Here is a 23,864-nt window from a genome sequence, read left to right on the forward strand (position 1 = left end):
AGCCCTGACTAGTATTTTTAGATAAAATAATTGTTTATCTAAAAATACGTCGCAATCTTCTCAAAGAAAAGGAAAAATAAAATGGCAAATAAAAATGCGTACGCCCAGTCGGGTGTAGATGTTGAAGCGGGTTATGAAGTTGTTGAGCGGATCAAAAAGCATGTGGCTCGCACGGAGCGTGCGGGTGTCATGGGAGCTCTGGGTGGTTTCGGTGGCATGTTTGACCTTTCAAAAACAGGTGTCAAAGAGCCGGTCTTGATCTCAGGGACTGATGGCGTCGGCACTAAGCTCATGTTGGCCATCAAGTATGATAAGCATGATACGATTGGGCAGGACTGTGTGGCCATGTGTGTCAACGATATTATCGCTGCAGGTGCGGAGCCCCTCTATTTCCTCGACTATGTGGCGACAGGGAAGAACGAACCAGCTAAACTAGAACAAGTGGTTGCTGGTGTTGCAGAAGGTTGTGTGCAGGCTGGTGCTGCCCTCATCGGTGGGGAAACGGCTGAAATGCCTGGTATGTATGGCGAAGATGACTATGACTTGGCTGGTTTTGCGGTCGGTGTGGCAGAAAAATCTCAAATCATTGACGGTTCAAAGGTAGCAGAAGGGGATGTTCTTCTCGGACTTGCTTCAAGTGGGATTCACTCAAATGGTTACTCACTCGTTCGTCGTGTCTTTGCCGACTACACAGGTGAGGAAGTCTTGCCAGAATTGGAAGGAAAGAAACTCAAAGAAGTTCTTCTTGAACCGACTCGTATCTATGTCAAGGCTGTCTTGCCTCTCATCAAGGAAGAGCTGGTCAACGGTATTGCCCACATCACAGGTGGTGGTTTTATCGAGAATGTCCCTCGTATGTTTGCAGATGACTTGGCTGCAGAGATTGAGGAAAGCAAGGTTCCAGTGCTTCCGATTTTCAAAGCACTTGAAAAATACGGTGAAATCAAGCATGAAGAAATGTTTGAAATCTTCAATATGGGTGTGGGACTCATGTTGGCAGTTAGCCCTGAAAATGTAGGTCGCGTCAAGGAATTGCTGGATGAACCAGTTTATGAAATTGGTCGCATCGTCAAGAAAGAAAACGAAAGTGTCATCATCAAATGAAAAAAATAGCGGTTTTTGCCTCTGGTAATGGCTCAAATTTTCAGGTGATTGCCGAAGAGTTTCCGGTGGAGTTTGTCTTTTCAGACCATCGTGACGCCTATGTGCTCGAGCGTGCAGAAAAGCTCGGTGTCCTGTCCTATGCTTTTGAACTCAAGGAATTCGAGAACAAGGCGGACTACGAAGCAGCTCTTGTCGAACTCTTGGAAGAACACCGGATTGACTTGGTTTGCCTCGCCGGCTACATGAAAATCGTTGGGCCAACCTTACTTGGAGCCTATGAGGGGCGTATTATCAATATCCATCCAGCCTACCTGCCCGAATTTCCAGGAGCTCATGGGATTGAGGACGCTTGGAATGCTGGCGTAGACCTGTCTGGCGTGACCATTCACTGGGTGGACTCGGGTGTGGATACAGGCAAGGTCATCAAACAAGTACGCGTACCACGACTAGCTGATGATACCATGGATAGCTTTGAAGCTCGCATTCATGAGGCTGAGTACAAGTTGTATCCAGAGGTGCTGGATAGCTTGGGAGTGGAGAGAATGTAAGAAGTAAATCAAGTTTTGATTGCGTAATCTTGCTAGGAGAAAAAATGATTGAACTGAAATTGGTAGATGAGAGCAGTTTTCAGGCAGTGTTGGATTTGAAAATATCAGAAGCTGATGAACGAGCACGTTTCGTAGCTCCAAATGTGCGCTCTTTAGCTGATGCATGGCTCTACCGGAAAAACGAAGATGTGTTTCCGATGGCAATCTATTGGGATAAGCAAGTGGTTGGCTTTCTCCTGCTAGAAATAGACAAGGATGAAGCGGAATACTTTATCTGGCGGATAATGATTGGTCAGCAGTACCAAGGAAGAGGTTATGGTCGAAAAGCCTTGGAAGTTCTAATCAAAGAGGCCCAGATGGATAGAGCTTGCAGTCATATTACCGCAGATTATGTGGTTGGAAATGAAAAAATGAAGCACCTGTTGACTAGTCTGGGTTTTCAGGAAACAGAATTTATAGAAGAAAATAACGAAATCGCTATGCGCTTGGACCTAAAGAAAGAGGAATAGAATGACGAAAAAAGCCTTAATCAGCGTCTCAGACAAAGCGGGCATTGTTGAATTTGCCCAAGAACTCAAAAAACTCGGTTGGGACATTATCTCGACAGGTGGAACCAAGGTTGCCCTTGATAGTGCTGGAGTGGAGACCATTGCCATCGATGATGTGACTGGTTTTCCAGAAATGATGGACGGTCGTGTCAAGACCCTTCATCCAAATATACACGGCGGACTTTTGGCTCGTCGTGACTTGGATAGCCACTTGGAAGCGGCTAAGGACAATCAGATTGAGTTGATTGATCTTGTTGTGGTCAATCTCTATCCTTTCAAGGAAACCATTCTCAAACCAGATGTGACTTACGCTGATGCAGTCGAAAACATCGACATCGGTGGTCCTTCTATGCTTCGTTCAGCAGCGAAGAACCACGCCAGCGTGACAGTTGTGGTAGACCCAGCGGATTACGCTGTGGTTCTTGACGAATTAGCAGCCACAGGTGAAACGACTTACGAAACTCGCCAACGTTTAGCGGCCAAAGTTTTCCGTCACACAGCAGCTTATGATGCCTTGATTGCAGAGTATTTTACAGCTCAGGTCGGCGAGAGCAAGCCCGAAAAGTTGACCTTGACTTATGACCTCAAACAATCCATGCGCTATGGGGAAAATCCTCAACAGGATGCGGACTTCTACCAAAAAGCCTTGCCGACTGACTACTCTATTGCCTCAGCGAAACAACTAAACGGTAAGGAATTGTCCTTTAACAATATCCGCGATGCGGATGCTGCCATTCGTATTATCCGCGATTTCAAAGACCGTCCAACCGTTGTGGCTCTCAAACACATGAACCCATGTGGTATCGGTCAAGCAGATGACATCGAAACAGCTTGGGACTACGCTTATGAGTCTGACCCAGTGTCTATCTTTGGTGGTATCGTCGTTCTCAACCGTGAGGTAGATGCTGCGACAGCTGAGAAGATGCATGGTGTTTTCCTTGAAATCATCATCGCACCAAGCTATACGGATGAAGCGCTAGCCATTTTGACCAATAAAAAGAAAAACTTGCGTATCCTCGAGTTGCCGTTTGACGCTCAAGATGCTAGCGAAGTAGAAGCAGAATACACTGGTGTGGTCGGTGGACTCCTGGTGCAAAACCAAGACGTGGTCAAAGAAAGCCCAGCTGACTGGCAAGTGGTGACCAAACGTCAGCCAACTGAGACAGAAGCAACTGCTCTTGAGTTCGCTTGGAAGGCTATCAAGTACGTCAAATCCAACGGGATCATCGTGACCAATGACCACATGACACTTGGTGTTGGCCCTGGTCAAACCAACCGTGTGGCTTCCGTACGTATTGCCATTGAACAAGCCAAAGACCGTCTGGACAGTGCTGTTCTTGCTTCCGATGCCTTCTTCCCATTTGCGGATAATGTGGAAGAAATCGCCAAAGCAGGTATCAAGGCCATCATCCAGCCCGGTGGCTCAGTCCGTGACCAAGAGTCTATCGAAGCCGCTGATAAATATGGATTGACCATGGTCTTCACGGGCGTGAGACATTTTAGACATTAAGAAATGAGGATTATACAAGAATCTGGTATCTTTATATAATTAGGTAAATCAATAGAATGGAGAAGTTAAGATGTCAATAAATATAGGGGTGTCGTTATCTGGGCCAACCATTGGAATAAGTACAGACCTTAAGGAATTTATAAATATTATGCATAAAAAAAGATATATCAGAAAAAGCAGAATTGAAAATATACATTTTCCTTTAGTTGGTCAAAGTACAATGTCATGGAAACTTAGAGGTGAATACAAGCATGGTTTTTATGCCTTCTCTTCGATAGCATTCGAAGGAGAATTTGGACCAAATCCAGATGTATTTATGATTTTTTCAAAGAATGATAATCTGATAGAATTTAATAGTAAAGAGCATTCGTTAAATGATGATGATTTGACAGTGGTTAAATTAAAACAAAATATTTTCAAAAACAACAAGTATAAATACGGAATTGAAAAGGAGCTTAATTATTATTCTAACAGTGAATCAGAGTATGATATTCGCCCTTTCATTATTGTTGTATTTGGCGAAGTTTCGTTAGGATTTGCTACTGTCACATTGATAAATAAAAGTTCAAGTACAGCTAAATCAAATGGATTTATCGAGGGAATAATGCCAGGGACGGGAGTAAACCCTTTTCAACCACAGGCAAGAAAATTAGTATGGCCAACTGGCAAAGATCTATTACGTCCATTAAAGGAGCCTCAAACTGGTCGTTCATTTAGGTTAGATAAAGAACAGGTTGATAATATTTTAAATTTGAAAAAGTATTTTGTTAATTTATTGGAACCTAAAATTGCTAAAGTGTTGAAAGAAGAATATATAACGGAGTAAGACATTAATTAACAAACAAAAGGGAAGAAAACAGTTTCTTTCCTTTTTGCGTAAAAATGCGGAGCAAAACAAGATTATAACGAACGTTTATGGTATAATATTAGTAAATAATTCGCAAAAGAGGTTGAGAAATGAAACTGCTTGTTGTCGGTTCGGGTGGTCGTGAACATGCGATTGCTAAGAAGTTGCTTGAGTCAAAAGACGTTGAAAAAGTCTTTGTAGCTCCTGGAAATGACGGAATGACTCTGGATGGCCTGGAATTGGTGAATATCTCTATTTCCGAACATTCTAAGTTGATTGACTTTGCAAGGAGCAACGATATCTCTTGGACCTTCATCGGGCCAGATGATGCCCTTGCTGCTGGGATTGTGGATGATTTCAATGCAGCTGGTCTCAAGGCTTTTGGTCCGACTAGGGCTGCAGCGGAGCTGGAGTGGTCTAAGGACTTTGCTAAGGAAATCATGGTCAAATACGACGTTCCGACGGCAGCCTATGGCACATTTTCAGATTTCGAGGAAGCCAAGGCTTATATCGAGGAGAAAGGCGCTCCTATCGTCGTCAAGGCAGATGGTTTAGCGCTTGGTAAGGGTGTCGTCGTTGCTGAGACAGTCGAGCAAGCTGTCGAAGCCGCTCATGAGATGCTCTTGGACAATAAATTTGGTGACTCAGGTGCGCGTGTGGTCATCGAGGAATTCCTTGACGGAGAAGAGTTCTCTCTCTTTGCCTTTGTCAATGGGGACAAGTTCTACATCATGCCAACGGCTCAGGACCATAAACGTGCCTATGACGGCGACAAGGGCCCTAACACGGGTGGTATGGGAGCTTATGCGCCAGTTCCTCACTTGCCACAGAGCGTGGTTGATACGGCGGTTGAGACTATTGTCAAGCCAGTTCTTGAAGGGATGATTAAAGAAGGTCGTCCGTATCTTGGTGTCCTTTACGCGGGGCTTATCTTGACAGCTGATGGACCTAAGGTCATCGAGTTCAACGCTCGATTTGGAGATCCCGAAACTCAGATTATCTTGCCTCGTTTGACATCTGACTTTGCGCAAAATATCAAGGATATTCTCGATAGCAAGGAGCCAACCATTACCTGGACAGACGAGGGTGTGACGCTGGGTGTGGTTGTCGCATCAAACGGTTACCCGCTTGACTATGAAAAAGGTGTTGAATTGCCAGCTAAGACAGAGGGTGATATCATCACCTACTATGCAGGGGCTAAGTTTGCGGAAAATAGCAGAGCACTGCTATCAAAAGGTGGACGTGTCTATATGCTCGTCACCACAGCAGACACCGTCAAAGAAGCCCAAGACACCATCTACAAGGAACTTGACAAACAAAATACAGAAGGCCTCTTTTACCGAACAGATATCGGAAGCAAGGCCATAAAAGATTAACAGCTACTAAATTTTTCATGGCGAGCGAAAGCGAGCCACTATAGGATAATCGTCGCAGTAGTGGAACTCCTAGTAGCAAAGCTACTAGGAGCGGAAAACTGGAGACTCAGGCTCCAGTTTTAGTAATGGAACGTCATAGGCGGTCGCTTACGTCCGCACTACATTAGACGATTATTAAAAAAAGGAGAAGAAATGAAACCAGTAATTTCCATCATCATGGGCTCAAAATCCGACTGGGCAACCATGCAAAAAACCGCAGAAGTCCTAGACCGCTTCGGTGTAGTCTACGAAAAAAAAGTTGTCTCTGCCCACCGTACACCAGACCTCATGTTTAGACATGCGGAGGAAGCACGTAGTCGCGGTATCAAGGTCATCATCGCTGGTGCGGGTGGCGCAGCCCATTTGCCAGGTATGGTAGCTGCTAAAACAACCCTTCCAGTCATTGGTGTGCCCGTCAAATCTCGTGCTCTTAGTGGCGTGGACTCGCTCTACTCTATCGTACAGATGCCGGGTGGTGTGCCTGTAGCGACAATGGCTATCGGTGAAGCAGGGGCGACCAACGCAGCCCTCTTTGCCCTCCGTCTCCTGTCAGTAGAGGATCAGGCTATCGCGACAGCATTGGCAGATTTCGCAGAAGAGCAAGGAAAAATCGCAGAGGAGTCTACAAATGAGCTCATCTAAAACAATCGGAATTATCGGTGGCGGTCAGCTTGGTCAGATGATGGCCATTTCTGCTATCTACATGGGGCACAAGGTTATCGCGCTGGATCCTGCGGCGGATTGCCCAGCCTCTCGCGTGGCGGAGATCATCGTGGCTCCTTATAACGATGTGGATGCCCTCCGTCAGTTGGCTGAGCGTTGCGATGTCCTCACCTATGAGTTTGAAAATGTAGACGCTGACGGTTTGGATGCCGTTATCAAGGGTGGACAACTCCCACAAGGGACAGACCTGCTCCGTATTTCTCAAAATCGTATCTTTGAAAAGGACTTTCTCTCAAACAAGGCTCAAGTAACGGTAGCACCTTACAAGGTTGTGACTTCTAGCCATGACTTGACAGATATTGACCTGTCGAAAAACTATGTCCTCAAGACGGCGACCGGTGGCTACGATGGTCATGGACAAAAGGTCATTCGCTCAGCAGAAGATTTAGTAGAAGCCTATGCGCTAGCTGACTCAGCAGACTGCGTTTTGGAAGAATTTGTCAACTTCGACCTTGAAATTTCTGTCATCGTGTCCGGAAATGGCAAGGATGTGACGGTTTTCCCAGTTCAGGAAAATATCCACCGCAACAACATCCTGTCTAAGACCATCGTCCCTGCTCGCATTTCAGATAGTCTAGCAGATAAAGCCAAAGCCATGGCGGTGCGAATTGCAGAACAACTAAACCTTTCTGGAACTCTTTGCGTGGAAATGTTTGCGACAGCTGATGATATTATTGTCAACGAAATTGCCCCCCGCCCACACAACTCAGGGCATTACTCCATCGAAGCCTGCGACTTCTCCCAGTTTGATACCCACATTTTAGGTGTTCTGGGAGCATCATTGCCAGAAATTAAATTACATGCACCTGCCGTCATGCTTAATGTCCTCGGCCAACACGTCGAGGTCGCTGAAAAATATGTCACAGAAAATCCAAGCGTCCACCTCCACCTGTATGGTAAAATAGAAGCGAAGCAAAATCGTAAAATGGGTCATGTGACTTTGTTTAGTGATGCGCCGGATGAGGTTGAGGAGTTTGGGAAAGGGATTGAATTTTAGGAGAAGAATGCAATGGTAAAAGTTTTCAATAAAAAAGTAAATGCTTTAGATTACGATATTATGTATCAAGAATCGTTACAATATTTTGAGAGAGCTGCGCATCAAATTGTAAACTTGAAAGTTCAAAATGATACAGAAAAGGCACGTTTAGGTTTTTACTATTTAGTATTTGATTTATTATTTGGTGAAACTCAAGTCCAAGATATTAATAAGTTTATTATAGATGATCATTTTGTTGAATTGGTTGACAAAGCTCCAAACAATAAGAATAAAGATTTAGGAATAGATGCGGTATATATTGATAGGGATGAAAAGCAGATTTATCTCTTAAATTTTAAGTTCCGAGAGAAATTTGTAACTGCGAATAAAAAACCTAAGCATAGTGAAATTCGTAGTGCAGAATCGTTTCTAAATATTGTGACTAGTCTAGAAGAATATAATAATTTTATTAAGCGAGAAGATAAAAAAGATTATCAGAAGACTCTTGATAAAATTGATGAAATTAGAGAACTGATGATTGAGGATAGTAGCTATAATATTATTCTTTATATGGTTACAAATGATAAATCAAAAGTTGACGAAAATGATCCAGGGGCTAGACCTTTTTTAAAAAGATATGAAAATTTTTTGCAATTACGAGATTTTAATTTATTAAATATAATGGATCATTTATCTTTACAGAGTCCGGAAAATGAGGCTAGACTTCGTATAAAAAACAGAATGATATTAGAACACAATGTATCTTATACTACTACTAAGTCATACGTTATAGAATTAAATCTTGTAAATTTAATTAGAATTGCAAGTAGTGATGATACATTACGAAAGGAAACAAAAATAGAGGAACTAGAGGACCTTGATTGGTTGAATTCTTTAACATTAGATTTTAATTTACTATTTGAAAATGTTCGAGAGTATTTAGGAAACAATAAAATAAATAAAAAGATTATTAAAACATTATCTGAAGAACCATCAAATTTTTTTCTATACAACAATGGAGTAACTATTGTTGCAGAAGAAATTTCTAGCAAACCTAATATAATTGATGAGTCAACAGAGTTGATTTTAAAAAATTATCAGATAGTTAATGGTGGTCAAACACTTCGTTCAATTTTTAAGTATAAAACCGAAAATAAAGTTGAAGATATAATTTCTAATTTAGTTAGCGCTAGTGTAATAGTTAGGCTCTTAGTAACTTCGAAAAATGAGGAACTAACAAATAAAATTTCAGAATATACAAATAGTCAGAATCCAATCAAAGAGATAGATCTACGTTCTGTAGATAAAATTCAATTAGCTATTGAGCAACGTCTAGACCAGGAAGGTATTAGATATGATCGAAAGCGAGGTAGTGGAAAGGAGTTTAGTAAAAAATATGATTATATAATATCTATGGAGAAATTAGGGCAAGTGCTATTTGCTTATGAAGGGCGTCCAGAGTCAGCAGCCAATAGTAAGGCAGTAATTTTTAGTAATTATTACGATACAATCTTTAATGAAGATCCTAAATTGTTTGAGAAAATTATTGAGCAAATTCGATTATATTCTGAGATTGGAAAACAATATCAAATGACAGAATATAATTATTACGAGCAAAAAGCATACTATGTTTTGTTTATGAAACGTTGTTTGCAAACGAAGAGTGTTGGCGAAATTATCGAAATTTTGGAAGATATTCTTATAAATTATACTCCTGAGAAAGAAACAACTGAAGCTAGAAAATTTTTGCAACCATCATTTAAGGAAAATGTTATTGAAAAAATAAAAAGTTTAGGTGGGAAAGTACAGGGAGTTTTTACAGTTCAAAAGAAACGAAAAGATAAACAGATTGAAGAAAATTTGAACACAAATAATAAAGAACAATTTTGGAATGGATTCACTAAATACCTGAATGAGTTAGAGGAATTTAATTATAAGTTGCCAACAAAGAAAATTGCTTCATATTATACAATATCAAGAGTAGGACAGGATGATATTAAATGCGAATTTTCTGTTGGGGCTAAAACAATAGGGTTTATATATGGCAAAAAAAGAGATAAAGATTTTTATGATTTTCTAGTTTCAAATAAAAGTTCTCTTTCTGAGAAAATAGGAAGTGAGCTTATTGTTAGAGACTGGAATGAAACCAATATTTCTAATGTGCAAGGTTTAAGGATTTCTATTAAAAATTTTGGATTAAATTATCCTAATAATAACGTTGAGGCCTATAAAATATTATCTAGTAAATTCACTTCATTAGACAAAGCTGTGCAGGAATTATTAAAATAAAAGTTGAAACAGAGAGTCGACAGAGTATTAATTTTTATCAACACGAATATTATATTTCTAATACAGTATAATAACTAAAACAGAAAGGAACAAGGACACTCGTATTCATTAAAACTGAATACGGGCTACGAACTTCCTAATTGTAAACAAAGAAAGGGAATGGGCATCTAGTTTGCAGAACTGAACCCGGGCGGAAAGCTCGGAATTTAGATAAACCTCCTAGGATGCAAGCGTCCGTCGTTGGTTTCCTAAAATTCAGTCGCTTTCTAGTCGCCCTTGGTATCTTAAACATGATCGAACGTTACTCTCGCCCTGAGATGGCGAACATTTGGAGTGAAGAAAATAAATACCGTGCTTGGCTTGAGGTGGAAATCTTGGCTGACGAGGCATGGGCTGAGTTGGGGGAAATCCCTAAGGAAGATGTGGCTTTGATTCGCGAGAAAGCGGACTTTGACATCGACCGTATTTTAGAGATTGAGCAAGAGACGCGTCACGATGTGGTTGCCTTCACGCGTGCGGTTTCTGAGACGCTTGGCGAAGAGCGCAAGTGGGTCCACTATGGGTTGACCTCTACCGACGTGGTGGATACTGCCTATGGTTACCTTTACAAGCAAGCCAACGACATCATTCGTCGTGACCTTGAAAACTTCACCAACATCATCGCTGATAAGGCTAAGGAGCACAAGTTCACCATCATGATGGGGCGTACCCACGGTGTGCATGCGGAACCTACAACTTTTGGTCTCAAGCTTGCGACTTGGTACAGCGAAATGAAGCGTAATATCGAGCGTTTCGAGCATGCGGCTGCTGGTGTGGAAGCTGGTAAGATTTCTGGTGCAGTTGGTAACTTTGCCAACATCCCACCGTTTGTAGAGCAATACGTCTGCGACAAGTTGGGTATCCGTGCCCAAGAAATCTCTACACAGGTGCTTCCTCGTGACCTTCATGCTGAGTACTTTGCAGTTCTTGCTAGCATTGCGACTTCCATCGAACGTATGGCGACTGAGATCCGTGGTTTGCAAAAATCTGAGCAACGCGAAGTAGAAGAGTTCTTTGCCAAAGGTCAAAAAGGCTCATCTGCGATGCCTCACAAACGCAACCCTATCGGTTCTGAAAACATGACAGGTCTTGCGCGTGTCATCCGTGGTCACATGGTGACGGCCTATGAAAACGTCGCTCTCTGGCACGAACGTGATATTTCTCACTCATCAGCTGAGCGAATCATCACACCGGACACGACCATTTTGATTGACTACATGCTTAACCGTTTCGGAAATATCGTCAAGAACTTGACGGTCTTCCCAGAAAATATGATTCGCAACATGAATTCTACGTTTGGTCTGATCTTTAGCCAACGTGCCATGTTGACCTTGATTGAAAAAGGCATGACCCGTGAGCAAGCCTACGACTTGGTGCAACCAAAAACAGCCCACTCTTGGGACAACCAAGTAGACTTCAAACCGCTTCTCGAAGCAGATCCAGAAGTGACATCACGCCTCACTCAAGATGAAATCGACGAAATCTTCAACCCTGCATACTACACCAAACGAGTAGATGATATCTTCGAACGTATCGGACTTGGTGACTAATCATAAAAATAAAAAAGCGAGATTCAATCTCGCTTTTTCGTATTCTCTTAGAAGAATCTTAGTCTTCTTTTCTCTTAGTCAGTCCGTAGGCTGCTAGAGTCGCCATGAGGCCTGCTGCGACCAAGCCTGCAGAGTCTTGACTTCCTGTTGCAGGGAGTTGTTTTTCATCTGCTTTGGCAGTAGTTGGTGCAGTTTGCTCAGCTTTCTCAACGGCAGTGCCGACTTCAACAACTTGAGTGACCGTTTCCTGTGTTACCACGCTATTGACAAGCGTTCTTTCTTCTTTTCCATCAGCAGTAGTGCTTACAGAGTAGAAGGCAGTACGGTGGCCGTTAGCCCCTTTAGTAACAACTTGCGTTTGTCCTTTTGGTAATTGAGGATTTTCACGTGTCACAGTAGTGAATGGAATTTCTTCCTCTTGGATATCCAGTCTTGGTTTTGTTTCTGCGGCTGGAGCAAGACGGTGTTCGTCTCCTACATGGGTTACAAGGGTTCCGACTTCAATAACTTGGGTCACTACTTCTTGAGTCATAAGGCTATCTACAAGAGTTTTCACTTCCTTACCGTCAGCACTAGTGCTCACAGAGTAGTAATGACTGCGACGACCGTTAGCGCCTTTAGTAACGACTTGAGTCTTCCCTTTGAGCAAGAGTGGATTTTCACGTGTCACAGTAGTGAACGGAATATCTTCTTCTTGGATATCCAGTCTTGGTTTTGCCTCTGCGGCTGGAGCAAGACCACTTTCATCCCCTTTGTGGGTAATAGGGGCACCGATTTCAACCACTTGGGTCACAGGTTCTTTGGTCACTTGGCTATCTAGAACGGTTTCTGTTTGTTTTCCATTTTCAGTAAGAACAGAGATGTAATGAGTGCGTTCGCCCTCTACACCTGGTGTGATGATTTTTTCCTGACCGGCTGGGAGGTTCGGATTTTCCTTCTTGATAACTTCAAATGGAATCTTTTCTGATCTTGTGATGAGTTCCGGTTTGGTTTCAACGTTGGCAGCTAGTTCATTTTCATCGTGGCTTCCTGAGTGAGTTGCCGCTGGTTTAAGGCCTAGGCGGGCTGCTTTGAGCTTGGCTACGAGAGCGTCTAACTCGGCTTGTTTGTTACGGTTGAGGTTGTAGTTGAGAGCTTCTTTCGCTGCATTTAGGGCATCCAAGCTTTCCTTGCTGTATCCATCCAAGTTTGCAGGGATTTGAGCAAGTTCCTCACGGAGTGCATTGTAGTTAGCGCGGAAGTAGTCTTTGTTGTGATCTGCGAAGGCAGTCATGAGTTCAAAGATTTCTTCTTCCTTGTACTCAGCACTTGGTCTATCTGCCCAGATAGCAAGCATACTACCAATAGTAGGAAGGTCAACTTCAGGGTATTTAGTTGATGCTAGTTGATTAAATGGAGTTTTCTCGGTATTTTCGAGAGCTTTTTTGAGGAAGCCACCGCCATCTTCTGGTTTTTGACCGAGAATGTAGTACCAGTCTCCGTTGGTATTAAGGAATTTATAGCCTTTACTTGCAAGGTACTGTGGAGATGCAAGGTTGTAGCCCCACCATCCCTTAGACCAGTAAGAGATGATGACATCCTTGTCAAACTCAACATCATCCTTGTCCTCGTAGTAGAAACCATCGTTGAAGGCCATTGGTTGAAGGCCTCTTTCTTTGGCCATGGCAGCAAGGGTGTTAGAGTACTCAGCAAACTTGCCATAGAGTCCATACCATTTGAGGTAGTACCAGCCTTGTGCGTTGGTAGCATCATTGGCATATTCGTCTGTACCGTAGTTGAAGATCTTAGTCTTGCCTGCAAAGAAGTCCATGTACTTGCCGATGAGGGCTTTGACAAAGTTCATCGCTTCTTCGTTTTCAAGGTCCATGGTTGTTTTAGAGACCTTGTCGAAGTTGGCTTGAGGATTTTGGATACCTAATTTTTCCATAGCGACAAGCATGGCATCCATGTGACCTGGGCTGTTGATCGCTGGGATGAGTCCAATCCCTTTTGATTTTGCGTACTCGATCAATTCAGTGATTTCAGTCTGACTAAGAGTGGTTCCGTTTGGATCATCGTAGTAAGCTTTTGTTCCTTCAATGATGGCATTTTTGACATCGTCACTTGCATAAGTTTTTCCGTTAGCAGTGATAGTCATGTCATCAAGTAGGAAGCGAAGTCCATCATTTCCTAGGAGGAGATGCACGTCAGAATATCCAAGTTCACTAGCTTTATCAATGATACGTTTGAGTTGTTCAGCTGAGAAGTACTTACGTCCAGCGTCAATTGAGATCACCTTGTTCTTGGCAAGTTTTTCAACTTCGCGTTTCTCGTCTTCTTCTTTTTGAGCTTCTGGTGTGAAGGTTAGGTTGCTAACAGCTTCTTGGAGTTTCGCGATTGCTTGGTCAATGGTGTTTTGTTGGGCACGGCTGAGGTTGCTATCAAGTGAGCGAATAGCTTTTTCAGCTTCTTTTACAGCTGCGACACTTTCTGCAGTATAGCGGTTAAGGTCTGTTGGTACTTCTTTCAGAGCTTGCTCAGCAGACTCATAGTCAGCTGCGAAGTATTCAGCATTGGCATTTGCGAAGCTACGCATGAGTTTGAAGAGGCGTGATGGTGAATAGCGTGCAGATGGGGTGTCCGCCCAAGCAGCTACCATACCCCCGATGAACGGGATAGTAGCCCCATCAGATTTTGGTACAGAAGTGATTGGAGTGTTCTTGATACCATTGAGTCCTTGGTCGAGGTTATACCATCCTTGGCCATCGGCATTTCGTCCGAGGACGTAGTACCAAGCATCGTTGGTATTAAGGATTTGGTGGCCTTTTTCAACTAGAAGTTTAGAAGAAGCGACGTCGTATCCGCCCCATCCACCAGTCCACATAGAAACGATGATGTCTTTGTCAAAGGTTCCAAAGCTAGTGTCGCTATTATAGTAGATACCATCGTTAAAGGCCATTGGTTTGAGGCCGTGAGATTTGACGATGCGAGCAAGGTCGTTGGCGTAGGCGATAAATTTATCATAACCCTTGTCTGGGAATCCATCTTCTGGATACCATTTATAGGCTTGAAGAACGCTCCAGCCTTTAGCGTCTGTAGCATCATTGGCGTACTCGTCTAGCCCGATGTTGAAGATGTCAGTTTTGCCAGCGAAGTAAGCAGCATACTTGTCGATCAGAGCTTTGGTAAATGCAACCGCTTCTTTGTTATCAAGGTCAACGGTACGAGCAGATTCCTTACCAAAGTAGTTGAAGTTCGGTTTTTGGATGCCTAGTTCTTTCATGGCATGCAAAATCGCATCCATGTGACCAGGGCTATTTACAGTTGGGATGAGGCCAATGCCTTTGTTTTTAGCATAGTTGATCAAGTCCGTCATCTGACTTTCTGTCAAATGGTTGCCGTTTGGATCCTTGTAGTAGGCATCGGTTCCGTTTTCGAGTGCACGTTTGACATCGTCGCTTGCATAGGTTTTGCCATTGGCTTTGATCGTCATGTCGTCCAACATAAAACGCATGCCATCATTTCCAACTAGTAAATGAAGATCAGTATAACCGTAGTGTTTGGCTTTGTCGATGATTTCTTTGAGTTGCTCTGGAGAGAAGTATTTGCGTCCAGCGTCGATTGAGATCATTTTTCGTTTCGCTAGTTTTTCATTTACCTGAGCTGCTCGTTCCGTGCTAGGAGTGGCTACTGCAGGTGTGACGGCTTCATTTTTCTTTTCTGAAGAAGTACTTTCGGCAGGAGTTTTAGCTGGAGCAGGGCTTTCTTTCTCGGCAGTAGGAGTTGGAGCAGCATTTTCTGTCACAACTGGTGCGCTTGACTCTTCTGTTTTTGGAGCAACTGTTCGAGGAGCCTCCTGGTCTTCTTTGACCTCCTCTTTCACAGGCTCGTCAGCCTTTTCTTCCAGTTTTTCTGGAACCTTGGAGTCTACAGTTTCTTTGACTGCTTGTGGACTCTCCTGAATCGTTTGAACAGTTTCTTCAGCTGTTGGAGCTGGAGTAATCCCGTCGGCAGATACGACTTGTGCGCTAAAAGCAAATCCTATAAGTACAGAAGCTGCCCCAACCGCGTATTTTCGGATGGAGAAGCGCTGTTTCTTTTCTAGTTTCATGACAAAACCTCCTTGTTATTATCATATATGATAGCGTTTACATAAAACCAATTTTATTTTATTATCTAAGGAGTAAAATGTCAAGTGGGTTTATATAAGAACTATAATAAATAGAGGAAATCATAAGATTTAGGAGAAATTTGCTAATAAGGGATAAAACCGAGGAAAAACCAAACGAAATTTTACCTTGTTTTTAGTAAAAATGCTACTAATTAAATAAGAGACCTTCATAGCGTTTTCACAACTTCTTTCTCGTGCTATAATGAATACAGAAAAAGCCTGAGCTAGGCTCAGGCTTTTTCTTAATGATCTCGGTTACATGAGATGAATTTGATTTTGTAGTAGTCTGCTCGCTTATAAGTTTCACTATAGGCAAGGACTTGGCCAGTGGCCTCAAGTTTTGTAGTCTTCGTTTGGAAGACAGTTGGGAATTGTGTATCGATTCCGAGTACAGAAGCAGCATGCTCTGGTGTTGGGAATGCGATTTCGTTGATTTCCTCAAAATGTTCATCACTCATGTGAATGCGGTAATCCAATTTGAAACGTGTATAGATAGAGCTATAATAGTCAAGATTTGGATAGTTGGCATTGATGTATTGCTCAGGAATATAAGATGTGTGGTAGATGTATGTTACGTCGTTTGTCTGACGAATACGTTCAATCTTATAGTAGAATTGATCTCCACGTAGTCCAAGTTTATCTAAATATTCAAGTTTGTTTCCGCGCTCGATAGAAAGGACAGTAACTTTATCGTCTTTTGTTTCAAAGATTTCGACATCTGAAAACTCAACGAGTTTGTGCTTGCGGGCACGTGAAACGAAAGTACCTTTACCTTGTTGGCGGACAATGTAGCCGTCTTTAGCAAGGTCGTTCAAGGCACGAACAACTGTGATTGAACTCACATCGTACATCGCGATCAATTCGGCTTCTGTATAAAATTTATCTCCACTTGCAAATTGACCAGAGATGATTTTGTTTTTTAATTCATCTTTAATATATTGGTATTTAGGAATAGCCATAAATTTCACCTCGATTCTCTTTCTCCAATTTTGATTTTACCACAAATATAAAGAAAAGAGTAGTATTAAGGTCAAAAAATTAAAATAATAGACTAAAAATGTTATTTTACATGTAAAAAAATTCATTTGATGTTCTTGTGAATTATCATACATAAAAAGATCGTTTTCATGCTATTTTTAGATAATTTCGGTAAACGGTAAGTAAAAAAATAGAAAAATTTTAAATAATTTTCTAAAACCTATTGACAAATGCAAAAGATTTGATTATAGTTAATATTATAATAAATGAAAGCGCAAACTTAATTCGTCAGAGGTAATGACATGACAAGATTTAAAATTGAGGACGATTTCTATTTAGACGGAAAACCGTTCAAGATTTTGTCCGGCGCCATTCATTATTTTAGGATTCCAGCAGAGGATTGGTATCATTCTCTCTATAACTTAAAGGCGCTTGGCTTTAATACAGTCGAGACCTATGTGGCTTGGAATTTACACGAACCTGTTGAAGGGGAGTTTGATTTTGAAGGTGCCAGAAATTTGGAGAGATTTCTTCAAATTGCACAAGATCTGGGTCTCTATGCCATTGTACGCCCGTCTCCATTTATCTGTGCGGAATGGGAATTTGGTGGCTTGCCGGCTTGGCTCTTGACCAAGGACATGCGAATTCGCTCGTCCGACCCTGCATACATCGAGGCTGTTGCTCGCTATTATGACCAATTATTGCCAAGGCTTGTGCCTCGCTTGTTGGATAATGGTGGAAACATTCTTATGATGCAAGTCGAAAATGAATATGGCTCTTATGGAGAAGATAAGTCTTATCTACGAGCAATTCGGAAATTGATGGAAGACCGAGGGATTGATTGCCCACTCTTTACTTCAGATGGCCCATGGAGGGCTACTCTGAAAGCCGGAACCTTGATCGAAGACGATCTCTTTGTGACAGGAAACTTCGGTTCTAAAGCTCCGTACAACTTTTCACAGATGCAGGAATTCTTTGATGAGCATGGCAAGAAATGGCCCCTCATGTGTATGGAATTCTGGGATGGTTGGTTCAACCGTTGGAAAGAACCCATCATCACACGGGATCCTAAAGAATTGGCAGAAGCTGTTCGAGAGGTATTGGAGCAAGGCTCTATCAACCTTTACATGTTCCATGGGGGGACAAACTTTGGTTTCATGAATGGTTGCTCGGCTCGAGGGACTCTGGATTTGCCACAAGTCACATCTTACGACTATGATGCCCTTCTCGATGAAGAAGGAAATCCAACTGCTAAATACTTAGCAGTCAAGAAGATGATGGCAACCCACTTCCCAGAGTATCCACAGTTGGAACCACTCTATAAGGAAAGCATGGAGATAGGGTCCATTCCATTGGTCGAAAAAGTTTCCTTGTTTGAAACTCTGGATAGTCTCTCTAGTCCTACTGAAAGCCTCTATCCAAAAGCGATGGAAGAACTTGGTCAAAGTTATGGCTACCTTCTCTACCGCACGGAGGCAAGTTGGGATGCAGAAGAGGAACGTCTCCGTATCATCGATGGACGTGACCGAGCTCAACTCTTTGTAGATGGTCAATGGATTGCTACTCAATACCAGACAGAGATTGGTGAAGACATCTACTGTCAGGGCAACCGAGAAGGCTTTTCAGAAATTGACATCTTGATTGAAAATATGGGGCGTGTCAACTACGGTCATAAGTTCTTGGCAGATACGCAGCGTAAAGGAATTCGAACAGGTGTCTGCAAGGATCTACATTTCTTACTGAATTGGAAACAATATCCACTACCACTGGATAATCCTGAGAAGATTGATTTTTCAAAAGGATGGACAGAAGGACAACCAGCCTTTTACGCTTTCGACTTTACGATCGAAGAGCCGAAGGATACCTACTTAGACTTGTCTGAGTTTGGTAAGGGAGTTGCCTTTGTCAACGGGCGTCATCTAGGGCGTTTCTGGAATGTCGGCCCGACCCTCTCACTTTATATCCCTCATAGTTATCTCAAGGAAGGTGCTAACCGCATCATTATCTTTGAAACTGAGGGCGAATATAAAGAAGAGATTCACCTAACTCGTAAACCTACACTAAAACACATAAAGGGGGAAAACTTATGACAATTGTAGGATGCCGTATCGATGGACGTTTGATCCACGGTCAAGTAGCCAATCTTTGGGCTGGAAAACTAAATGTTTCACGCATTATGGTTGTAGACGACGAAGTTGTTAACAACGATATTGAAAAGAGTGGTTTGAAACTTGCGACACCACCAGGTGTGAAACTCAGTATCTTGCCAGTTGAGAAAGCAGCAGCAAATATCCTTGCTGGTAAATACGATAGCCAACGTCTCTTTATCGTTGCACGTAAACCAGACCGTTTCCTTGGTTTGGTTGAAGCAGGTGTTCCGCTTGAAACACTCAACGTTGGTAATATGTCTCAAACACCAGAAACTCGCTCTATCACACGTTCTATCAACGTGGTAGACAAGGATGTGGAAGATTTCCACAAACTAGCAGAAAAAGGTGTGAAACTCACTGCTCAAATGGTTCCAAATGATCCAGTTTCAGACTTTTTGAGCTTATTAAAATAGGAAAAAATTTTTAGGAGGTCATTGTTATGATACAATGGTGGCAAATTTTACTTCTCACTTTGTACTCAGCTTATCAAATCTGTGATGAGTTGACAATCGTTTCATCTGCAGGTTCCCCTGTATTCGCTGGTTTCATTACTGGTTTGATCATGGGAGATGTGACAACTGGTTTGTTTATCGGTGGTAGCTTGCAGTTGTTCGTTCTCGGGGTTGGTACCTTCGGTGGTGCTTCTCGTATCGACGCAACTTCTGGTGCGGTTCTTGCAACAGCATTCTCTATCTCTCAAGGTATTGATACAGACCTTGCGATTACAACAATCGCTGTACCAGTAGCAGCACTTTTGACATACTTCGACGTTCTTGGACGTATGACAACTACTTTCTTTGCACACCGTATTGATGCTGCGATCGAACGCTTTGACTACAATGGTATCGAACGCAACTACCTACTTGGTGCGCTTCCATGGGCTCTTTCTCGTGCCCTTCCAGTATTCTTCGCCCTTGCTTTTGGTGGAGAATTCGTACAAGGTGTTGTAAACCTTGTTAAAGAATACCAATGGGTTGCAGACGGTTTGACACTTGCAGGTCGTATGCTTCCAGGTCTTGGATTCGCTATCTTGCTTCGTTACCTTCCAGTTAAACGTAACCTTCACTACCTTGCAATGGGATTCGGTTTGACAGCTATGTTGACTGTTCTTTACTCATATGTAACAGGTCTTGGTGGAGCTGTTGCGGGTATCCTTGGTACTCTTCCTGCTGATGTTGCTGAAAAGATTGGCTTTGCTAACAACTTCAAAGGTTTGTCTATGATCGGTATCTCTATCGTAGGTATCTTCCTTGCAGTTGTTCACTTTAAGAACAGCCAAAAAGTAGCTGTAGCAGCACCTTCTACACCATCAGAAAGTGGGGAAATCGAAGATGACGAATTCTAATTACAAACTTACAAAAGAAGATTTTAATCAAATCAACAAACGTAGCTTGTTTACTTTCCAATTAGGTTGGAACTATGAACGTATGCAAGCTTCTGGTTACCTTTACATGATCTTGCCTCAATTGCGTAAAATGTATGGGGATGGAACTCCTGAATTGAAAGAAATGATGAAAGTTCATACTCAATTCTTTAATACTTCACCATTCTTCCACACAATTATCGCTGGTTTTGACCTTGCCATGGAAGAAAAAGATGGTGTAGGTTCAAAAGATGCCGTTAACGGTATCAAGACAGGTTTGATGGGACCATTCGCTCCTCTTGGAGACACAATCTTTGGTTCACTTGTACCTGCTATCATGGGATCTATCGCAGCAACTATGGCTATCGCTGGCCAACCATGGGGTATCTTCCTTTGGATCGCAGTTGCAGTTGCATATGACATCTTCCGTTGGAAACAATTGGAATTTGCCTACAAAGAAGGGGTTAACCTTATCAACAACATGCAAAGTACCTTGACAGCTTTGATTGACGCTGCATCTGTACTTGGTGTCTTCATGATGGGTGCTCTTGTAGCAACAATGATCAACTTTGACATTTCTTACAAATTGCCAATCGGTGAAAAGATGATTGACTTCCAAGACATCTTGAACTCAATCTTCCCACGCTTGCTTCCAGCAATCTTTACTGCCTTTATCTTCTGGTTGCTTGGTAAGAAAGGTATGAACTCTACTAAAGCGATCGGTATCATTATCGTTCTTGCAGTAGGTCTTTCATTCATCGGTAAATTCTTGCTTGGAATGGGCGCATAATTTATGAGCAAATCATTAATTTTGGTGAGTCATGGTCGTTTCTGTGAAGAACTTAAAGGTAGCACTGAAATGATCATGGGTCCACAGGACAACATTCATGCAGTGGCTCTTCTTCCAGAAGATGGTCCAGAAGAATTTACTGCAAAATTTGAAGCTGCTATCGAAGGATTGGATGATTTCCTAGTCTTTGCGGACCTTCTCGGTGGAACACCATGTAACGTGGTAAGCCGTTTGATCATGGAAGGTCGCGACATTGAACTCTACGCAGGGATGAATCTTCCAATGGTGATTGAATTTATCAATGCCAGCCTTACAGGTGCAGATGCGGACTACAAGAGCCGTGCTGCAGAAAGCATTGTGAAAGTCAATGATCTGTTAGCGGGCTTCGATGATGACGAAGATGAATAATACTCTTCGAAAATCAAATTCAAACCACGTCAGCGTCGCCTTGCCGTACTCAAGTACAGCCTGCGGCTAGCTTCCTAGTTTGCTCTTTGATTTTCATTGAGTATACGATGTAATAACGGCTAAATCGTTAGAGCATCTTATATAGAATATACATGGGAATGGGAGTCACTCCCATTCCCATATTTTCAATAGGAATGAAACAACAATAGATTAGAGGAACTCTATGCTAAATTACACAAAAGAAGAATTACTTGAACTGGGTGCAGAAATCACGACTCGTGAAATCTACCAACAGCCTGATGTATGGAAAGAAGCTTTTGAAGCCTATCAAGCGAAACGTGAAGAAATTGCAGCCTTTCTGCAAGGTATCGCTGATAAACATGACTATATTAAGGTTATCTTGACAGGCGCTGGGACTTCTGCTTATGTGGGAGATACCTTGGTGCCTTACTTTAAGGAAGTCTATGACGAACGCAAATGGAATTTCAATGCCATTGCGACAACTGATATTGTTGCCAATCCAGAAACTTATTTGAAAAAAGATGTGGCGACTGTTCTTGTATCCTTTGCTCGTAGTGGGAATTCACCTGAAAGTGTGGCGACGGTTGATTTGGCCAAAGCCTTGGTTGATGACCTCTATCAAGTGACCATTACATGTGCTGCAGATGGTAAATTGGCTCTTCAAGCTCATGGCGATGAGCGCAATCTTTTGCTCTTGCAACCAGCTGCTTCCAATGACGCTGGATTTGCCATGACTTCTAGCTTTACGTCCATGATGCTAACAGCTCTCTTGGTCTTTGATCCTACAGAATTTGCTGTGAAAGCTGAACGTTTTGAAGTTGTGACTAACCTTGCGCGTAAGGTTCTAGAAAATGCAGCAGACGTCAAAGAGCTTGTTGATTTAGACTTTAACCGCGTCATCTATCTTGGTGCTGGTCCTTTCTTTGGACTTGCTCATGAAGCTCAGCTCAAGATTTTGGAATTAACAGCTGGCCAAGTTGCGACCATGTATGAAAGTCCAGTCGGCTTCCGTCACGGTCCAAAATCTCTTATCAACGAAAATACAGTTGTTTTGGTCTTTGGCACAACGACAGACTACACTCGCAAGTACGATTTGGACTTGGTTCGTGAAGTGGCTGGTGATCAGATTGCTCGTCGTGTTGTGCTTTTGAGTGATCAAGCCTTTGGTCTTGAAAATGTCAAAGAAGTAGCACTTGGTTGTGGCGGTGTCTTGAACGATATTTACCGTGTCTTCCCTTATATCGTATATGCTCAACTCTTTGCCCTATTGACTTCGCTTAAAGTGGAAAACAAACCAGATACACCATCTCCTACTGGCACTGTAAACCGTGTGGTACAAGGTGTGATCATTCATGAATATCAAAAATAAGGAAGTGTCTATGAGTAAATTACAATTAAGTCCCAATAAAGTAGCTTGCTTGCAAAAACTATCTGACGAGAACGGCATTATCTCAGCTCTTGCCTTTGACCAACGTGGTGCTTTGAAACGTCTCATGGCTCAATACCAAACAGAGGAACCAACTGTGGCTCAAATGGAAGAACTCAAAGTCTTGGTAGCAGATGAATTGACAAAATACGCATCCTCTATGCTTCTAGACCCAGAGTATGGACTTCCAGCTACAAAAGCGCTTGATGCCAATGCTGGTCTTCTCCTTGCTTATGAGAAAACAGGTTACGACACAACAAGCACCAAACGCTTGCCTGACTGTTTGGATGTTTGGTCTGCAAAACGTATCAAGGAACAAGGTGCAGATGCTGTGAAGTTCTTGCTTTATTATGACGTAGACAGCGCTGACGAACTTAACCAAGAAAAACAAGCTTACATTGAACGTATCGGTTCAGAGTGTGTGGCGGAAGACATTCCATTCTTCCTTGAAATCCTCGCTTACGATGAAAAAATCGCTGACGCAGGTTCTGCAGAATACGCAAAAGTAAAACCACACAAGGTTATCGGTGCTATGAAAGTCTTCTCAGACCCACGCTTTAACATTGATGTTTTGAAAGTGGAAGTTCCAGTCAATGTGAAATACGTTGAAGGCTTTGGTGATGGTGAAATCGTGCATACACGCGAAGAAACGGCAGCCTTCTTTAAAGCACAAGATGAAGCAACAAATCTTCCATACATCTACTTGAGTGCGGGTGTATCAGCCAAACTCTTCCAAGAAACACTTGTCTTTGCTCACGAATCAGGCGCAAACTTCAACGGAGTTCTTTGTGGCCGTGCAACTTGGGCTGGATCAGTTGAAGCCTACATCAAAGACGGTGAGGCAGCAGCTCGTGAATGGCTTCGTACAACTGGATTTGAGAACATTGACGAACTCAACAAAGTTCTCAAAACTACAGCGACTTCATGGACTGAACGTGTAGAAGCATAAAACAAGTATAGAAGAATTCCCTTTTGTTAAGAAGATACTTAAGATTTTCTGACAAAGGATTCTGAAAATAGAAACTATAA

The 23,864-nt window shown here is 42.4% G+C and carries 19 protein-coding genes; 17 read left to right on the plus strand and 2 right to left on the minus strand.

From position 1 onward, the window contains the following. Positions 1 to 81 precede the first annotated feature (81 nt). The 10 genes from purM (at position 82) to purB (ending at position 11,549) form a co-directional block, all read left to right on the plus strand. Positions 82 to 1,104: a phosphoribosylformylglycinamidine cyclo-ligase gene (gene purM, locus SOR_RS00205; RefSeq protein ID WP_001284586.1), complete on the plus strand. Its 1,023-nt coding sequence runs from the start codon at positions 82 to 84 to the stop codon at positions 1,102 to 1,104. Next, positions 1,101 to 1,652 carry a phosphoribosylglycinamide formyltransferase gene (gene purN, locus SOR_RS00210; protein ID WP_000717494.1) on the plus strand — a complete coding sequence of 184 codons (552 nt, stop codon included), beginning with the start codon at positions 1,101 to 1,103 and terminating at the stop codon, positions 1,650 to 1,652. The genes purM and purN overlap by 4 nt, the downstream gene beginning before the upstream one ends. A 44-nt stretch (positions 1,653 to 1,696) precedes the next feature. After that, positions 1,697 to 2,161, plus strand: a complete 465-nt coding sequence (locus SOR_RS00215) for a GNAT family N-acetyltransferase (RefSeq protein WP_000571267.1) — start codon at positions 1,697 to 1,699, stop codon at positions 2,159 to 2,161. Position 2,162: 1 nt separating this feature from the next. Then, positions 2,163 to 3,710, plus strand: coding sequence for a bifunctional phosphoribosylaminoimidazolecarboxamide formyltransferase/IMP cyclohydrolase (purH, locus tag SOR_RS00220; protein WP_000161898.1), 1,548 nt, complete (start codon positions 2,163 to 2,165; stop codon positions 3,708 to 3,710). Between the two features lie 70 nt (positions 3,711 to 3,780). Then, positions 3,781 to 4,536: a hypothetical protein gene (locus SOR_RS00225; protein WP_000026311.1), complete on the plus strand. Its 756-nt coding sequence runs from the start codon at positions 3,781 to 3,783 to the stop codon at positions 4,534 to 4,536. Positions 4,537 to 4,667: 131 nt separating this feature from the next. Then, positions 4,668 to 5,933, plus strand: a complete 1,266-nt coding sequence (gene purD / locus SOR_RS00230) for a phosphoribosylamine--glycine ligase (RefSeq protein WP_000772216.1) — start codon at positions 4,668 to 4,670, stop codon at positions 5,931 to 5,933. A gap of 192 nt (positions 5,934 to 6,125) precedes the next feature. Further along, positions 6,126 to 6,614: a 5-(carboxyamino)imidazole ribonucleotide mutase gene (purE, locus tag SOR_RS00235; protein WP_000805610.1), complete on the plus strand. Its 489-nt coding sequence runs from the start codon at positions 6,126 to 6,128 to the stop codon at positions 6,612 to 6,614. After that, on the plus strand, positions 6,601 to 7,692 hold the full coding sequence (gene purK / locus SOR_RS00240; RefSeq protein ID WP_000099045.1) for a 5-(carboxyamino)imidazole ribonucleotide synthase: 1,092 nt from the start codon (positions 6,601 to 6,603) through the stop codon (positions 7,690 to 7,692). The genes purE and purK overlap by 14 nt, the downstream gene beginning before the upstream one ends. A gap of 12 nt (positions 7,693 to 7,704) precedes the next feature. Further along, positions 7,705 to 9,960 (plus strand): AIPR family protein, encoded by a 2,256-nt coding sequence (locus SOR_RS00245; RefSeq protein ID WP_000241436.1) that lies wholly within the window; start codon positions 7,705 to 7,707, stop codon positions 9,958 to 9,960. A gap of 290 nt (positions 9,961 to 10,250) precedes the next feature. Beyond that, a complete protein-coding gene (purB, locus tag SOR_RS00250) occupies positions 10,251 to 11,549 on the plus strand; it encodes an adenylosuccinate lyase (RefSeq protein ID WP_013670144.1) in 1,299 nt (432 codons plus the stop codon). Between the two features lie 58 nt (positions 11,550 to 11,607). Here the strand turns inward: purB and strH are convergent, their stop codons facing one another. Both strH and SOR_RS00260 read right to left on the minus strand, forming a co-directional pair. Next, positions 11,608 to 15,639, minus strand: a complete 4,032-nt coding sequence (gene strH / locus SOR_RS00255; protein ID WP_000764179.1) for an LPXTG-anchored beta-N-acetylhexosaminidase StrH — start codon at positions 15,637 to 15,639, stop codon at positions 11,608 to 11,610. A 302-nt stretch (positions 15,640 to 15,941) separates the two neighbouring features. Continuing rightward, positions 15,942 to 16,658: a GntR family transcriptional regulator gene (locus SOR_RS00260; protein WP_001007180.1), complete on the minus strand. Its 717-nt coding sequence runs from the start codon at positions 16,656 to 16,658 to the stop codon at positions 15,942 to 15,944. Positions 16,659 to 16,979: 321 nt separating this feature from the next. On the opposite strand from SOR_RS00260, the gene SOR_RS00265 reads away from it, so the two are divergent. The 7 genes from SOR_RS00265 to lacD all read left to right on the plus strand — a co-directional run bounded on the left by SOR_RS00265 (position 16,980) and on the right by lacD (position 23,784). Continuing rightward, the gene (locus SOR_RS00265) at positions 16,980 to 18,767 is read left to right on the plus strand and encodes a glycoside hydrolase family 35 protein (RefSeq protein WP_000196621.1); all 1,788 of its coding nucleotides are present in this window, start codon (positions 16,980 to 16,982) and stop codon (positions 18,765 to 18,767) included. Further along, positions 18,764 to 19,240, plus strand: coding sequence for a PTS sugar transporter subunit IIB (locus SOR_RS00270; RefSeq protein ID WP_000156968.1), 477 nt, complete (start codon positions 18,764 to 18,766; stop codon positions 19,238 to 19,240). The genes SOR_RS00265 and SOR_RS00270 overlap by 4 nt, the downstream gene beginning before the upstream one ends. 26 nt (positions 19,241 to 19,266) lie before the next feature. Then, complete coding sequence (locus tag SOR_RS00275; protein WP_000616996.1) at positions 19,267 to 20,172, plus strand: PTS mannose/fructose/sorbose/N-acetylgalactosamine transporter subunit IIC; 906 nt, start codon at positions 19,267 to 19,269, stop codon at positions 20,170 to 20,172. Continuing rightward, the gene (locus SOR_RS00280) at positions 20,159 to 20,980 is read left to right on the plus strand and encodes a PTS system mannose/fructose/sorbose family transporter subunit IID (protein WP_000185284.1); all 822 of its coding nucleotides are present in this window, start codon (positions 20,159 to 20,161) and stop codon (positions 20,978 to 20,980) included. The genes SOR_RS00275 and SOR_RS00280 overlap by 14 nt, the downstream gene beginning before the upstream one ends. A 3-nt stretch (positions 20,981 to 20,983) precedes the next feature. Further along, positions 20,984 to 21,388, plus strand: a complete 405-nt coding sequence (locus SOR_RS00285) for a PTS sugar transporter subunit IIA (protein WP_000045700.1) — start codon at positions 20,984 to 20,986, stop codon at positions 21,386 to 21,388. 223 nt (positions 21,389 to 21,611) lie between these two features. Next, positions 21,612 to 22,778 (plus strand): SIS domain-containing protein, encoded by a 1,167-nt coding sequence (locus SOR_RS00295; RefSeq protein WP_000936008.1) that lies wholly within the window; start codon positions 21,612 to 21,614, stop codon positions 22,776 to 22,778. 10 nt (positions 22,779 to 22,788) lie between these two features. Then, on the plus strand, positions 22,789 to 23,784 hold the full coding sequence (lacD, locus tag SOR_RS00300) for a tagatose-bisphosphate aldolase (protein ID WP_041170827.1): 996 nt from the start codon (positions 22,789 to 22,791) through the stop codon (positions 23,782 to 23,784). The last annotated feature ends 80 nt before the right edge of the window (positions 23,785 to 23,864 follow it).

This window comes from Streptococcus oralis Uo5 (genome assembly GCF_000253155.1).
GTDB classification, from domain to species: Bacteria; Bacillota; Bacilli; order Lactobacillales; family Streptococcaceae; genus Streptococcus; species Streptococcus oralis_L.

Bases quoted from the DNA above. Each gene is read 5' to 3' on its own strand.
- SOR_RS00295 (WP_000936008.1), top strand. From the start codon at position 21,612: ATGCTAAATTACACAAAAGAAGAATTACTTGAACTGGGTGCAGAAATC.
- SOR_RS00280 (WP_000185284.1), top strand. From the start codon at position 20,159: ATGACGAATTCTAATTACAAACTTACAAAAGAAGATTTTAATCAAATC.
- purD (WP_000772216.1), top strand. From the start codon at position 4,668: ATGAAACTGCTTGTTGTCGGTTCGGGTGGTCGTGAACATGCGATTGCT.
- SOR_RS00260 (WP_001007180.1), bottom strand. From the start codon at position 16,658: ATGGCTATTCCTAAATACCAATATATTAAAGATGAATTAAAAAACAAA.
- purH (WP_000161898.1), top strand. From the start codon at position 2,163: ATGACGAAAAAAGCCTTAATCAGCGTCTCAGACAAAGCGGGCATTGTT.
- purB (WP_013670144.1), top strand. From the start codon at position 10,251: ATGATCGAACGTTACTCTCGCCCTGAGATGGCGAACATTTGGAGTGAA.
- purK (WP_000099045.1), top strand. From the start codon at position 6,601: ATGAGCTCATCTAAAACAATCGGAATTATCGGTGGCGGTCAGCTTGGT.
- SOR_RS00245 (WP_000241436.1), top strand. From the start codon at position 7,705: ATGGTAAAAGTTTTCAATAAAAAAGTAAATGCTTTAGATTACGATATT.
- SOR_RS00270 (WP_000156968.1), top strand. From the start codon at position 18,764: ATGACAATTGTAGGATGCCGTATCGATGGACGTTTGATCCACGGTCAA.
- purN (WP_000717494.1), top strand. From the start codon at position 1,101: ATGAAAAAAATAGCGGTTTTTGCCTCTGGTAATGGCTCAAATTTTCAG.
- SOR_RS00215 (WP_000571267.1), top strand. From the start codon at position 1,697: ATGATTGAACTGAAATTGGTAGATGAGAGCAGTTTTCAGGCAGTGTTG.
- SOR_RS00285 (WP_000045700.1), top strand. From the start codon at position 20,984: ATGAGCAAATCATTAATTTTGGTGAGTCATGGTCGTTTCTGTGAAGAA.
- strH (WP_000764179.1), bottom strand. From the start codon at position 15,639: ATGAAACTAGAAAAGAAACAGCGCTTCTCCATCCGAAAATACGCGGTT.
- purE (WP_000805610.1), top strand. From the start codon at position 6,126: ATGAAACCAGTAATTTCCATCATCATGGGCTCAAAATCCGACTGGGCA.
- lacD (WP_041170827.1), top strand. From the start codon at position 22,789: ATGAGTAAATTACAATTAAGTCCCAATAAAGTAGCTTGCTTGCAAAAA.
- SOR_RS00225 (WP_000026311.1), top strand. From the start codon at position 3,781: ATGTCAATAAATATAGGGGTGTCGTTATCTGGGCCAACCATTGGAATA.
- purM (WP_001284586.1), top strand. From the start codon at position 82: ATGGCAAATAAAAATGCGTACGCCCAGTCGGGTGTAGATGTTGAAGCG.
- SOR_RS00265 (WP_000196621.1), top strand. From the start codon at position 16,980: ATGACAAGATTTAAAATTGAGGACGATTTCTATTTAGACGGAAAACCG.
- SOR_RS00275 (WP_000616996.1), top strand. From the start codon at position 19,267: ATGATACAATGGTGGCAAATTTTACTTCTCACTTTGTACTCAGCTTAT.